Annotated in this window: 14 protein-coding genes; 6 read left to right on the top strand and 8 right to left on the bottom strand. The window is 66.6% G+C overall.

The window, feature by feature from the left end; genetic code table 11:
- Positions 1-177 precede the first annotated feature (177 nt).
- The 3 genes from U1839_RS25965 (at position 178) to U1839_RS25955 (ending at position 2224) form a co-directional block, all read left to right on the top strand.
- Entirely contained in the window at positions 178-753 is a 576-nt protein-coding gene (locus U1839_RS25965; protein ID WP_332806454.1) for a hypothetical protein, read from the top strand.
- Between the two features lie 365 nt (positions 754-1118).
- Entirely contained in the window at positions 1119-1694 is a 576-nt protein-coding gene (locus U1839_RS25960) for a DUF1214 domain-containing protein (RefSeq protein WP_332806453.1), read from the top strand.
- On the top strand, positions 1691-2224 hold the full coding sequence (locus U1839_RS25955) for a DUF1254 domain-containing protein (RefSeq protein WP_332806452.1): 534 nt from the start codon (positions 1691-1693) through the stop codon (positions 2222-2224). Before U1839_RS25960 ends, U1839_RS25955 begins: the two co-directional genes overlap by 4 nt.
- 6 nt (positions 2225-2230) lie before the next feature.
- Here the strand turns inward: U1839_RS25955 and U1839_RS25950 are convergent, their stop codons facing one another.
- Entirely contained in the window at positions 2231-3613 is a 1383-nt protein-coding gene (locus U1839_RS25950) for a helix-hairpin-helix domain-containing protein (RefSeq protein ID WP_332806451.1), read from the bottom strand.
- On the opposite strand from U1839_RS25950, the gene U1839_RS25945 reads away from it, so the two are divergent.
- Positions 3612-3779: a hypothetical protein gene (locus tag U1839_RS25945; RefSeq protein ID WP_332806450.1), complete on the top strand. Its 168-nt coding sequence runs from the start codon at positions 3612-3614 to the stop codon at positions 3777-3779. The two genes, U1839_RS25950 and U1839_RS25945, sit on opposite strands and share 2 nt — an antisense overlap.
- On the opposite strand, the gene U1839_RS25940 is transcribed toward U1839_RS25945, so the two are convergent.
- Genes U1839_RS25940 through U1839_RS25910 form a run of 7 tightly spaced genes read right to left on the bottom strand, consistent with a single transcriptional unit; the run spans position 3763 to position 10977 of the window.
- Positions 3763-4755 carry a type II secretion system F family protein gene (locus U1839_RS25940; protein ID WP_281125477.1) on the bottom strand — a complete coding sequence of 331 codons (993 nt, stop codon included), beginning with the start codon at positions 4753-4755 and terminating at the stop codon, positions 3763-3765. The two genes, U1839_RS25945 and U1839_RS25940, sit on opposite strands and share 17 nt — an antisense overlap.
- Before the next feature lie 5 nt (positions 4756-4760).
- Positions 4761-5735, bottom strand: coding sequence for a type II secretion system F family protein (locus tag U1839_RS25935; protein ID WP_332806449.1), 975 nt, complete (start codon positions 5733-5735; stop codon positions 4761-4763).
- A gap of 36 nt (positions 5736-5771) precedes the next feature.
- Positions 5772-7067, bottom strand: a complete 1296-nt coding sequence (locus U1839_RS25930) for a CpaE/TadZ family protein (RefSeq protein WP_332806448.1) — start codon at positions 7065-7067, stop codon at positions 5772-5774.
- Position 7068: 1 nt separating this feature from the next.
- Positions 7069-7707 (bottom strand): CpaD family pilus assembly protein, encoded by a 639-nt coding sequence (locus U1839_RS25925; protein ID WP_332806447.1) that lies wholly within the window; start codon positions 7705-7707, stop codon positions 7069-7071.
- A gap of 20 nt (positions 7708-7727) precedes the next feature.
- Positions 7728-9413 carry a type II and III secretion system protein family protein gene (locus tag U1839_RS25920; RefSeq protein WP_332806446.1) on the bottom strand — a complete coding sequence of 562 codons (1686 nt, stop codon included), beginning with the start codon at positions 9411-9413 and terminating at the stop codon, positions 7728-7730.
- A 1-nt stretch (position 9414) separates the two neighbouring features.
- On the bottom strand, positions 9415-10455 hold the full coding sequence (gene cpaB, locus U1839_RS25915) for a Flp pilus assembly protein CpaB (protein WP_332806445.1): 1041 nt from the start codon (positions 10453-10455) through the stop codon (positions 9415-9417).
- 48 nt (positions 10456-10503) lie between these two features.
- Complete coding sequence (locus tag U1839_RS25910; protein WP_332806444.1) at positions 10504-10977, bottom strand: A24 family peptidase; 474 nt, start codon at positions 10975-10977, stop codon at positions 10504-10506.
- A gap of 47 nt (positions 10978-11024) precedes the next feature.
- Between U1839_RS25910 and U1839_RS25905 the strand changes: the two genes are divergently transcribed.
- Together U1839_RS25905 and U1839_RS25900 are read left to right on the top strand one after the other, a co-directional pair.
- Positions 11025-11969 (top strand): alpha/beta fold hydrolase, encoded by a 945-nt coding sequence (locus U1839_RS25905; protein ID WP_332806443.1) that lies wholly within the window; start codon positions 11025-11027, stop codon positions 11967-11969.
- 4 nt (positions 11970-11973) lie between these two features.
- Positions 11974-13071, top strand: coding sequence for an NAD(P)/FAD-dependent oxidoreductase (locus tag U1839_RS25900; protein ID WP_332806442.1), 1098 nt, complete (start codon positions 11974-11976; stop codon positions 13069-13071).
- The last annotated feature ends 146 nt before the right edge of the window (positions 13072-13217 follow it).

The raw sequence follows: 13217 nt of genomic DNA, 5'->3' as shown, positions 1-13217 counted from the left end.
AAACCCGGCCCGGTCGTCATGCTCAACGGATGGCTCGAAATCCAGGCCGCTAAACGTGCCATCCAAACCCTCGGATACCAGACCAATGTGTGAATCTGGTAGCCCTGAAGGGGAGGGCCTATAGGTGCGGATCCGCGAGACGCGGTATGAGGTGAGGGCAATCCTGCGAGGGCAACGATGAAACGAACCGCATTCCTCGCCGCCGCGCTCCTGTTCGTCGGCCCGCTTCCCTCGGCTGCCCGCGCGCCGTCGCCGGCGCGGATCGAGGCGGCCGATCTCAACCGCCGTCTGCTCGCTGCCCCCTCGGCCACTGCGACGCTACGCGCCTGGTGCGCGGAACACGGCGTCGCCGATCCGGCAATTCACGCCGAGGTTATCAGAGAGACGACGCCCGCCGCGACCGCCCGGCAACGCCGCGAGCTCGCCGTCGGCGCGGACGAGCAGCTGGGCTATCGCCATGTCAGGCTGTCCTGCGCCGGCCATGTGCTGAGCGACGCGCAGAACTGGTATGTGCCGGCGCGGCTGACGCCGGCGATGAACCTCGCGCTCGACACCAGCGACACGCCGTTCGGCACCGTCGTCGCGCCGCTGCGCATCTCTCGTCGCACCCTCGCGTCGCAAATGTTGTGGCGCCACGGCGCGACGCCGCCGGCTGCGCTCTTCCGCCACCGCGCGCTCGTCCTCGACGCTGCCGGCCGTCCGATTGCGGAGGTGATCGAAACCTATCAGCGCGCGGTGATCGACCTGCGCTGACCTTCGCGGTGATTCACTTCACGCAGCGCGTCGCTGATGATGTGCGCCGAACGACTCGGCTTTTTCTCATCGTTGAAAAGCAAGCGATGCCGCGCGACGGGGTTTCTCCCTGTTCCGGCCCTATGCGGCTCCCTGTTCGCTCGACGGGGAGGCATTCTATATCATTGATATAAAAGGGAGCGCGGCGAAATGGACGGCGGAGATTCGGCCAAAAACGTCAAAACGCTGCGGAACAGGGAGTAACAGGGAGAATCTTCCGCCGAACAGCGAGATAACAGCGAGGTAACTGGGAGAAACAGCGAGTGCGTTGGCGCTGCGCGGCGCGGGCGTTGCGGAGCACCCCCGGATCGGCCTAGGCTGTCATGATGAAACCATGGCTCCGCTATCTCACCTGTGCCCTTGTCGGCATCGCCGCCGGCAGCGGCCTTGCCGGCTGGAGCGTTCGCGCCGGTGCGCTCGGTTCCGGCGTGTCGATCGGCCCTTGGGTGACCGGGATCGATTTCGGGACGGCACAGGCGAGCGCCATGACGCGCGCGGTCGTCGCGCTGCGCGGCTTGCTCGCGCTGCCCGCGTCGGAGGCGCGCTATTACACCGCCGCGACCGACGATGCCGGTCAGCCGCTCGACGGTCGCTGCCGCTATCGCCTCTCCGGCGGCGCGCTGCCCGCGAAATGGTGGAGCATCACCGTCTATGATCATGCCGGCTATCTCGTGAAGAACGACGCCGGGGTCTATTCGGTCGGCAGCGCCGCGCTCGCTCCCGACGAGCAGGCGCGCTGGAACATGGTGTTGTCGCCCGATCGCCAACCGGGGCACTGGCTGCCGACCGGCGGGATCGATCATGTCGAATTGACGCTGCGCGCCTATTTGCCGGCCGATGCCGGGCGCGGCAACCTGGCGCGTACGCAATTGCCCGCGATCACGCGGGAGGCCTGCGCATGATCCGCCGCTGGGGCCCGCCTGTGCTGCTCGGCCTGGTGCTGGCCGGCGTCGCGCATCATGTCACCCTGGTGCAGACGCCGCGTGTCCTGATGAGCATGGCGACCTGGCGCATCGCGAGCGCGGGTGGCACCAACAGCCTGTTCCAGTCGCCGCTCGCCACGTCGGACTCGCGTGCGATCGTCCGGCTGAGCCCCGATCTGGCCTATTCGTCCTGCCCGTTCGACCTGTCCAAGGGGCCGGTGCTGATCGACGTTGCGCCGGTGCCCGCGCTCTATTGGTCGCTGTCGGTGTTCGATCCGCGTACCGACGTCGCGTTCGTGCGCAACAACGTCCAGGCCGGCGGCAACCCGATCCGCGTCGCGCTGATCGGCGACAGCGGGGGGCAGGCGCCGCTCGGTTACGAGCCGGTGCCGATCAAGGGCGATAGCGGCATTGCGCTGGTGCGCATCCTGATCGACGACCGCGCGCGCTTCCCGCAGATCGACGCGGCGCGTAAGGCGAGCGCCTGCCGGACGATGTCGCCGCGCTGACGACGCTCAGGCGTAGAGCTTGCCGAAGCGCTCGTTGAACTCGTCTTCCTTGCCGAAGCGCAACAGGCTTGCCTGGGTGCGCCACTGCTCGCGCGTAATGAACCCCGCCGGAACGCCAAGCCGCTGCTCGAGCGCCATTTCGTCCTCCTGCGACAGCTGGACGATGTCGTCATAGGTGGTGACGCCTAACGCGAAGAGGCGGTTGGTGATGAGCGTATCGACGCCGCGGAGCCTGTTCAGATTGTCGCGGCGGCCCGAGCCGAACCATGACTTGGCCGGTTCCGCGGAAGCGGTGTCGGCCGGAACCGGCTCGGCGACCACCGGCAATGGCTCCTCGCGGGGCTCAACGGTGGCGACGACAGGCTCGTGGGTGGTGGCGACGACGGGCTCGTCGGCGGCGGTCGCCGCTTCGATGATCGGTTCGTTGACCGTCGGCTCCTGTTCGACGGCGGGCGGGATCGACTCGTTCGCGTCGGTCGCTTCGACTGGTGTGGCGCCATGCGGCGGCTCGTGAATCTCCTCGAACACGGCCTCCTCGACGAGCGGCGCGGTATGGGCTTCCTCGCTCAGCGCGACAGGCGCGGTCGTCGTCACGGGCTCGTGCGTCTGCTCGAGCAAGGCCGCTTCGATAGCCGGCGGTTCCGACGTAGCATGTGCCGCATCGCTGGCAGGCTCGGGAGCCACATCATGTACCGCTTCGGCGTGAACCTCTTGCGCCTGCACCGCGTCCGCGACGGCCTCCTCGGCGGAGGCGGCTTCCGGTGTGATCGGCGCGACCGCGGTCGCGTCGCTCTCGACGTGGTCCGGCAGCGCCGCATCTTGCAAATCGTCGGGTTCGGGCGCCGGCTGCGCGACGCTGAGTTCTGGAACCGGGTCGGGCGCGCGCAGCGGCGTGATGCCGCTGATCGGCGCGGGCGGCAGTTCGGATAGCGCATGCTCGACGCTCGCGATCGGGCGGGCTGCGGCACTGTCGGCGGTCGATTCGGGCGCGATCGGCAGCGGTGTGATCGGGGCCACCGGCGCTTCGACAGAAGTCGTCGCGACCTCGGTCACCGCGGCTTCCGTCTCCGGTTCGCCACGCAGTTGCTCGACCGGCGGTTCAACGACGGTGACCGGCGCGGGAGGGGGCGCAGGCGGGACGATCGTCAGCGGCACGACCGCGGCCGTGCGCGTTGCCGAGTCGGCGATCCCGGCCTTCAGCTTGGCGATGCTGGCGAGCGCATCGGCATGCTGCCGCTGCAGCGAGCCGACGTCGCGCTCCAGCTCGGCAACGCGCTGCCGCGCGGCGCGCAGCTCGTTGTCGGCGCCTTCGGCATAGCTGGCATATTCCTCGCGCTCCTCGTCATAGAGCCGACGCCATTTGCCGCCGCCGGTCAGGCTGGCGATCATGAAGGTGATCGCCGCCAAGGCGAGCAGCACGATGATGACGATGTTCGTTGGATTGCCGAGCGACATGCCTGTGATCTTCCCCGGATCGATACGAAGCGTTAACGATCTTTGCCGCGAACGGCGCTTCGTAGCAAGCGGGATGCTCGGTGCTAGACGCCGTGTTTGAAGGCGTCGGAAATCGAGCAGGCGGCCGGCCCGAGGATGACGACGAACAGCGTCGGCAGGATGAACAGGATCAGCGGCACGGTCATGATCGCGGGCAGGCGCGCGGCCTTTTCCTCGGCGCGCATCATGCGCTCGTTGCGGAATTCGGCCGACAGCACGCGCAGCGCCGATGCCAGCGGCGTGCCGTATTTCTCGGTCTGCACCATGGTTGTGACCACGCCCTTCACCGCGTCGAGCTTGACGCGCATGGCGAGATTCTCGAACGCAGCGCGGCGTTCGGACAGGAAGCCGAGCTCGATCGCGGTCAGGGTGAATTCGTCGCCCAACTCGGGATAGGCCTTGCCCAGTTCCTTGGCGACGCGGTGGAAGGCGGCGTCGACCGTGAGTCCCGCTTCGGCACAGATCACCAGCAGATCGAGCGCATCGGGCAGCCCCTTGCGGATCGCGTCCGAGCGCTTCTTGACCTTGTTGTTGAGGAAGATGTCAGGTGCCTTGTAGCTGACGATGAAGGTGATCGCGACCAGGCCGTAACGCTTGATCGGCGTCCAGTCGGAAAAGCTGTCGGTGCCGTAGACGAGGTAAACCATCAGGCTGCCGAACACGATCGGCAGGACGAGCCGGCCGAAGATGACCGCGACGGCCCATTCCTTGGAACGGATCCCGGCCTGCATCAGCTTGATCTGCGCTGCCTTGACCTGGCTTTCCTGCAACACCTTGAGGTTGGACAGCAGCGAGCGAATGCGATCGGTCGTCTGGTTCTGCTTGACCAGCTTGGCGCGACGCTTGGTCGAGGCGGTGATGCCCGCCTTGAGCTGTTCGCGGCGGTCGTTGAGCGCCTTGACCCGCTTGGTCATCGGATCGCGGACCGTGGTGACGGCGTAGATCGCGAGCAGCACGGCGAACGCCGCTACCCCGGAAAGCAGGGTGGCGACCCAGAGGACGTCGACGCCGAGGATGGTGGGGCCGTGAGCTGCCATGGTCATCAGATCTCGAAGTTGATCATCTTGGCCATGATGAAGGCACCGATGCCCATCCACAGCATGCCGCCGGCACCCGCGACCATCAGCCGCTGGTCGATGAAGAAGGTCTGCATGTAACTGCCGTTGATCATCCAGATCATGCCGAAGACGATGAACGGCAGCGAGCCGATGATATAGGCCGACGCCTTGGATTCGGACGACATTGCCTTGATCTTGAGCTTCATCTGGCCGCGCATGCGCAGCACGGTCGCCAAATTGGCGAGCGTCTCGGCGAGATTGCCGCCGGTCTCGCGCTGGATTGCGATGGTGATGCAGAAGAACTGGAATTCGGGCGTGCCGAGCCGGTCGGCGGTGTCCTGCAAGGCCGCGTCCATCGTGCGGCCGATCTTCATCTTGTCGGACACCGTGCGGAATTCCTCGCCGACCGGCCCTTCGACCTCGGCGCCGACGACACCGATCGTCTCGCTGATCGGCAGGCCCGAGCGCAGGCCGCGCACCAGCAGTTCGATCGCGTCGGGGAACTTGGCGTTGAACTTGGCGCCGCGCCGCTTGATGAAGAAGCCGACGACCATGTGCGGAATGCCGGCGCCGAGGATCAGCCCGACGAACAGCGCCAGGAGGATGGGTAGCCCCTTGATCGCCAGCAGCAGGCCGACGACCAGCGTGATCCCGACCGTCGCCATGCCATATTGGCCGACGGTCCAGTCCTTGCCGGTCATCGCCAGGCGCTTCTTGAGCACGGCCGGGCGGGGTAGGAAGCGCATCGCGGCGGCGTCGACGCGGTTGCCGCGGCTCTGCGTGATGCGGCGCATCTGCGCCTCGACCGCAACGCCGGCGGATTCGCTGTGCCGCGCACGCATGGCCGTCATGCGACGCGCGCTGGCGCGCGCCGGGGAGGGCCCGTTGAACGCGAGCGCCAGCAGCCCCAGGACCAACAGGGCCCCGCCACCGAGCATGAGGATCGACATCACTGGCATGACGGTACTAAGCGCTCCGCGTCGTTACCGTTTGGTTTATTTGGCCTTGGCCGCACGCTTTGGCATGAACGATTTCAGATCGGCGAACTTGCCCATCAGCGACGTCCCGGCGTTGGTCGGCTTCTTCTTGGCTGCGCCCGGCGTCGTGTCTGGCTCATAGCCCAGCGCCATCAGCCGGTTGGCGAGCTCTACCATCGGCGCGACCGTCTTGGTGCCCTTGCCGGCATCGGCGAAGGGCTTGCCGAGCTTGGCCGACTGCGCGGCGAGCTTGGCGTCGAACGGAATGAGCACGTCGATCTTGCGTTCGATCGAGCCTTCGAAGTCCTTGCGGTTGATCTCGATCGCGCCGCTCGCATGGACGCGGTTGGCGACGACGAAGACCTGCGTTTGCGGCGCATTCGACTTGAGCCACGACAGGATGCGGATCGTGTCGCGCGCCGCGGCCAGCGTCAGCTCGGTCACCACCACCGCCGCCTGGATGTCGGCGATCAGGTGCGGATGCTGGACCAGCATGTTGCGCGGCAGATCGACCACCGTGCATTCAAACGCGGCGCGCATCTCTTCCTGCAACTGGTAGAAGGCGCTGCCGTCGGTCACCAGCGGCGAGTTGATCGGCGCCTCGGCCGAGAGCACCGACAGCGTCTCGCTCGACTTGACCATCGCGCGTTCGATGAACAGGCCGTCGATGCGGCTGGGATTCTCGATCGCATCGGTCAGGCCGCGACCCGGCTCGAGATCGAGCGCCAGCGCGCCGGTGCCGAAATGAACGTCGAGATCGAGCAGCGCGGTGGTACGCTTGCCCTTCTCGCTCAGCATCCAGGCGATCGAGGTCGCCATGGTCGACGCACCGACACCGCCGCGCGCGCCGATGAAAGCGGTGGCGCAATGCGGCCGCTCGGTGCTCGAATCGCTGGCCTTGGGCGTGTTGAGGGTGATCTGCGCATGGGTGAAGGCTTCGCGCAGCACGTCGGGATTGAGCGGCTTGAGCAGATAGTCCTGGATGCCGCTAACGACGAGGTCGCGGTAGAGTCGCACATCGTTGACCTGGCCGGCGGCGATCACCACCGTGCCCGGCTCGCAGACTTCGGCGAGCGCGTTGATGTCGTTGAGCGGGTCGCCCGATTCGGAAAGGTCGACGAACAGGATCATCGGGCTGGCCGAAACCGAGAGCGACTGCACGGCATTGCGCAGACCGCCCTTGTTCACCTTTTCGGGCGCCCAGCCCATCTCGACCGCGACAGGGCGGATCGCCTCGGCGGTGGTCTCATCGCAGACATAGGCAACGAAGGGCTCTCGCTGGCCGACTCGACCCGGATTGAACGGCGCGTTCATGTTACTTGCCCCCTGCGCTTTCGCTCTTCACGACCGTGCCGCCGCCGCCGGTCGGCGCGGCCTTGCGATAGAGATCGATCGCCTTGGTGGCGGAAGCCGGATCGATCGTATCGGCACCCGGCTGACCGCGCACCAGATCGACCGGATTGGCGATCATGGCGGCAAGGTTGGCGTTGATCGCGCAACCGTGGTTGGAGGAGGTGTTGCTTTCGAATTCGGGCTCGCCGGTCCGGCTGAAGTCCGGGCAACCCGGAACCGTGGCCTTGGTGCGGCTGACGACGACACGCGCCGTTCCCGGGGCGATCGCAGCGCCGGTCACGGGCGTATCGTCGGACAGCAACAGACCGTAGCGCGCGAGCTGCGCCGAAACATCGTCGCGCACGCCGCCGCCATAAGGATTGGGATCATCGACCGTGACATGGTCGCCATAGCCGAGGTGCAGCGAGGCCATCCAGCCCGCAAGGCGCTGGGCCTCGCCGGGGGCGAGACCACGGTTGGCGGTATTGACGTCGAACACATAGTCGGTCCGGCTGACGACTGGCTGATGGACCGATTCGAGCCCGCGATTCTGCGTCCCGCCACAGGCGCCGAGCAGGAGCATCGGCGCAAAGCTGGCGATGGTAAGGCTGCGCTTGAACATGGGGATCATCCTCGCGGGGCTCAAAGATTGAAGCCGGGCGTTGCCGTGGCGGCGCCCTTCCTGGCTTTGGGTTGCGGTTGCGGCGCCATCGTCGCGGCGGGTTCCTCGCGGCGGACCGGCTGGGTCGGTGCCGGTGCGGGCGGGGCGCTTTGCACGGGCGGCGTGGCCGGAAGCACCGGTGCATTGGCACCGAAGGCGGGCTCGCCGCCGCTCGGTGCCGCGACGCTTGGCTTGGGCCGATCGCCGCCAGTCGTGCCGCCACCCAGCTGGCCGAGCAGGACGCGGCCAAGATCGGTCGGCGCCTTGTAGCCGTCGGTCGGCAGCACGATGTCGTTCGCGTTGACCGGCTTCACCAGATACGGCGTGATGACGATGACCAGTTCGGTCTCGTCGCGCTGGAAGGCGGTCGAGCGGAACAGCGCGCCGAGAACCGGCACGTCCGAGACACCGGGAGTCTTGTCGATCGAATTGTTGTGCGTGTTGGACAGCAGGCCGGCGATCATGAAGCTCTGGCCCGAGCCGAGCTCGACGGTCGTCTCGGCGCGCCGCGTGGTCAGCGCCGGGATCGTGGTACCACCGATCGTCACGGCGCCCTGCGAGGAAAGCTGCGAAACCTCGGGTCGGACACGAAGCGAGATGCGGCCGTCCGACAACACGGTCGGCGTGTAGGCGAGGCTGACGCCATATTGCTTGTACTCGACCGAGACGGCGCCGAGCCCCTGGCTGACAGGGATCGGGATCTCGCCGCCCGCAAGGAAGGTGCCGGTCTCGCCGGACAGCGCGGTCAGGTTGGGATTGGCGAGCGTCGAGACCTGGCCGTCGCGCTCGCCAAGGTCGAGCGCGCTCAGCACATCGAGGCCGAACAGCTTGCCGGCAAAACCGAGCGAAGTCCGCGCCGCGCTTGCCAAATTGCTGAAATTGTAGGCGGTTCCCGAGTTGGGATAGACGAACTGGCCGAGCTTGGGGTCGAACGGCAGGCTGATCGTTCCGGCCGGGAAGCCGAATTTCGACGAGGCGTCGAGCATCGGCAACGCCGACGTGTCGACATTGCCGATCGTGCCGACGCTGCGCCCCGAAGCGACGCCGAACAGGAACCCGCCAGTGGTGTCGCGGGTCTGCATGTTGGCGCCGATATTCTTGACGAAGCTGCGGCTGACCTCGGCGAAGCGCACTTGCAGGTTTACCTGCAGCGGTGTCGCGGTGCGTAGCCGCGACAGGACCTTGACGGCGTCGCCGACATAGGCCTGGACGAGGCGCTCCGCCTCAGCACCGTCACCGGGCGATCCGATCGTGCCGGTCAGCAGGATCAGGCCGTTCATCGTCGTGGCGACGATGTGCGACTCCGGCATCGCCATGTTGAGCATCTGCTGGATCGAATCGAAGTTGTTGCCGACGCGGACCGTGGCGGAATAGACCACCGCGCCGCCCTTGGCGGTCGCCGAGATCGTCGTCTCGCCACCCTTCTTGCCGAAGACATAGATCAATGTCGGCGAACGGACCTGGACGTCGGCGATCGATTCGTCGGCGACGAACAGGTCACTCATCGGCCGGGGCAGGGTTACCAGTCGCCCGCGGCCGGTGTTGACCTGGAGGACGGGCGAGGCGTTCGCGTTTTGCGCCGGGGCGACGGATGGCGCGGTGCCGATCGTGGCCGTGGCAAGCGCGGCGGCCAATGGCCAGCCGAGCGATTTCCTGGACGTACGCATCCTACTTGTTCCCCCCGACCGCTACATCGGTCACGTTCACGCCGCGTGCCACGTGCACGATCGGCCCCCGCGCCACGGCGGATCCTGGATATGCGCCTGCGCCCGGCGCGGTCGCGCCACCCGCAACGCCGCCGACGGCGAGCGTGACAGGAGGCTTGCCGGGCACCGTGCGGCGCTGGAAGCGCGAGACGTCGGCGCCCGTGGCGAAAGTCGAATTGCCCGTTTGAGGCTGGGTCGCGAGCTGGACCAGCATGGCCTTTTCGGACTTGGGATCGGTACCTTCGGGCACACGGACATCACCGCTGGCGATCGCCTGTTCGAGTTCCTGTCCGTTGTCGGCGAGACTGCGCAACGACAGCGACAGCGAGCCGAGGGTCTGCGCAACGGCGATCTGCTCGGCGATCTTGGGTGTCGCCTCGATCGTCACGTTGGAGAAGGTCTTGACGATCGACTTGCCATCCTCGCCGGTGGTGTTGTCGGTGCGCTGGTCGGTCGCCAGCACGCGCAGGTTGCGCATCACCGTTTCGGAAACCTTGAGCGGCGGGCCGTCGCCGCCGCCCGGGACGGTCTGCGTCAGCACCAGATCGATCCGGTCGCCCGGAAAGACGAAGCCGGCGACGCCGGTCTGCACGGACACCGGCACGGTGACGGCGCGCATGCCCGGGCCGAGCGCCGCGGCGAGGAAGCCACGATCGCCGGGCTTGACCAGCATGCCCTGGGTGATCGGCGCACCGGCGGTGATGGCATTGCGCACCACGGTGCCCTGAAGCGATTTCAGGTCGGTGGTCGACTTGATGAAATACGCCCCGTCGACCAGTTCCTTGGGCCAGGGCTGAAATTTGAGTGCGGTGGCGTCGAGGATCGTGCCGATCGGCAGTGCGCGGGTTGCGACGAGAACCTCGGGGCCATCGACTTGCGCCGCCGCGGCGGCCGCGCTGGCGGTCGGTGCGGCGCTGCCCGAAATCAGGCTGCGCGCCATGAACGCGGTCAGGCCGGCGACGAGCAGCGCACCTACCAGGAGAATGATCTTGCGACTATCCATGACGTATCTGGCCTTTCGGGCGCGGCGCGATTGATGCCGCGTTAATCATCACGACAAGTGGTTAATAAGTGGTTCGCGAATCGCGATGAGTCCGGCGATCGCGATGGCGACGCCATAGGGAATCTCGGGCACGCCCTCCTTGCGCAGGACGCGTCGCTCCACGACGAGGATCATCGTCAGCGCGCCCCCGAGCAGCGACATCACGATCAACATCCATGTCAGCGCCTCGAAGGGCAGCCACAAAGCGAGCGCGCCGATCATCTTGACGTCGCCACCGCCCATCCAGTTGCAGTAGAAGGCGACGCAGAATAGCGCGAAGACCACGCCACCCAGCGCCAGCTGGATGGCGATGTCGGGCATCAGGGCAAGGCCGTTCGACCACCACCAGAGCGGTGCCAAAGCGAGGATCGCGGCATTCTTCCAATTGGCGATTTCACGTGTGCGCGCGTCTTCGATGCCCGCCGACACGAGCAGCAGCACGAGCGCTGCCAGGAGCGCGATATTCAGATTGAAGCCACCCATCGGTAATTTGTCTAGACGCCAGGGCTTTCCAAAAAGTAACCAGCCGCATGGTTTCCCCGACACTGTATCGCCGCGCGATCCCCGCCGGTGCCCGCGTCTCGCACTGGACCGGCCCCGACGGCTGGAACTTTCGTCGCTTCGACTGGCCGGCGGAGGGCACGCCGCGTGGCTCGATCCTGTTCCAGGCGGGTCGCGGCGACCTGTTCGAGAAATATCTTGAAGCGATTGCGCACTGGCATGGCCAAGGTTGGTCGATCACGTCGCTCGACTGGCGCGGGCAAGGCGGGTCGGGCCGGGTTTCGTCCGATCCGCATGTCGGCGACATCGACGATTTCGCGACCTTCGTTTCGGATCTTCGCGCATTCTGGGCGACCTGGGCACCGCAGGCGGCTGGCCCGCAGGTCGTGATGGCGCATTCGATGGGCGGCCACATCGTCCTGCGCGCGCTGGTCGAGCAAGCAATTACGCCGGTTGCCGCAGTGCTCATCGCGCCGATGCTGGGGCTGCACAGCCCGGTCGGTGCCACGCTCGGCGAAAGGCTCGCGCGCCTTCTCGGTGGTGTCGGCAATTCGTCGCGCGCGGCGTGGAAGGGCAACGAGGTCCCGGCGCTGCGCGAGACGCGGCTCGCGCTGTTGACGCATGATCCGAGCCGATACGAAGACGAACTTTTCTGGCAGCAATCCAATCCCGCGCTGGTGCTCGGGCCCCCGAGCTGGCGCTGGGTGATGCAGGCATTCGCATCGACGCGCCTGTTGCGCGCCGATCCACGACTCAAGACAATGCGCGTGCCGGTGCTGATGCTGGTCGCCGATGCCGACCGCCTGGTCGATCCCAAGGCCGCGCTGACGGTTGCGGCCAAGCTGCCCGACGTGCGCGTGGTTCGCTTCGGCAAAGAAGCAGCGCACGAGGTGCTGCGCGAGGTGGATTCGGTGCGCAATCGTGCGATCGGCGAGATCGATCTGTTCCTCGCCGCACGTGCGCAACGAGGCTGATCGCTTGGCGCGTTACGACATCGCGATCATCGGCGCCGGAATTGCCGGGGCCAGTCTGGCGGCGGCGGTGGCGGCGCAGGCCAGCGTCGTGATTCTCGAGACCGAGGAGCGGCCTGGCTTTCATGCCACCGGTCGTTCCGCCGCCTTCTGGTCAGAAACCTATGGTGGCCCGCATGTCCAGCCGCTGACCTCGGCGTCGGGAGACGCACTGAACGCCGGCGGATTTCTCGACCCGCTCGGTTCGCTGCAAATCGGCCGCCGCGACGACGCGGCGAAGATCGACGCATTCCTTGCCGAGTTCGAGGGCAGCGGTGTGATCCTTGATGCGGTGGACCCGCATGGCATCGTGCCCGGGCTGCGCGCCGAGTGGACGCTTGGCGTGCTGGAGCAAAGTTGCGCCTATATCGACGTCGCGGGATTGCACGCCGCGTTCCTTGCCACGGCGCGGAGACATGGCGGGCAATTGCTGCTCGGCAGCGCCATGCGCGGCGCCGTACGCGCAGGCGATGCGTGGCGGATCGACATCGGGAACGACGAGCCGATCGTGGCGACGATCCTGGTCGATGCCGCGGGGGCATGGGCCGACCAGGTTGCAGCGCGTGCGGGAGTCGCGCCGCTGGGGATCAGCCCCTTTCGGCGAACCATGGTGCAGTTGCGCACCGATCCGGCGCCCCCGGAGAAACTGCCGCATGTCTCCGACATTGGCGGCACCTTCTACTTCAAGCCCGAAGCTGGCGGGCGACTATGGCTCAGTCCGCATGACGAGATTGCCGCCGAACCGGGCGATGCCCAGCCCGAGGAGATCGACGTCGCGATCGCGATCGATCGCTTCGAGCGTGCCGTCGACTGGCAGGTCGAGCGAGTCGAGCATCGCTGGGCCGGCTTGCGCAGCTTCGCGCCCGATCGCTTGCCCGTCTACGGGTTCGATCCGACGGCGCCCGGCTTCTTCTGGTGCGCAGGGCAGGGGGGCTTCGGCATCCAGACCGCGCCGGCGGCGGCGGCGCTGGCGGCATCGTTGCTGCTCGGTGTCTCGCCTGAAGCCTTCGTCGCTGCGATCGATCCCACGCGATATGCGCCGGACCGTTTTCGTTCGCTGGCGTAACGAAACAGCGCGCGCTAGTCTCGACCGGCCCTAAGAGCCTGATTCAAAAGTTTCTCAACTGATTGAGACTCTTGCGATTCTGCGGGTGATCATGCGGATGCTGGCGATGGTTGCCCATGCGGTCGAGCTTTCGATGGATCGTTCCC

This window comes from Parasphingomonas halimpatiens, assembly GCF_036663795.1.
GTDB lineage: Bacteria > Pseudomonadota > Alphaproteobacteria > Sphingomonadales > Sphingomonadaceae > Sphingomonas.
Note: the sequence above shows the minus strand (reverse complement) of the source record. Positions and strands in the feature narration are given on the sequence as shown.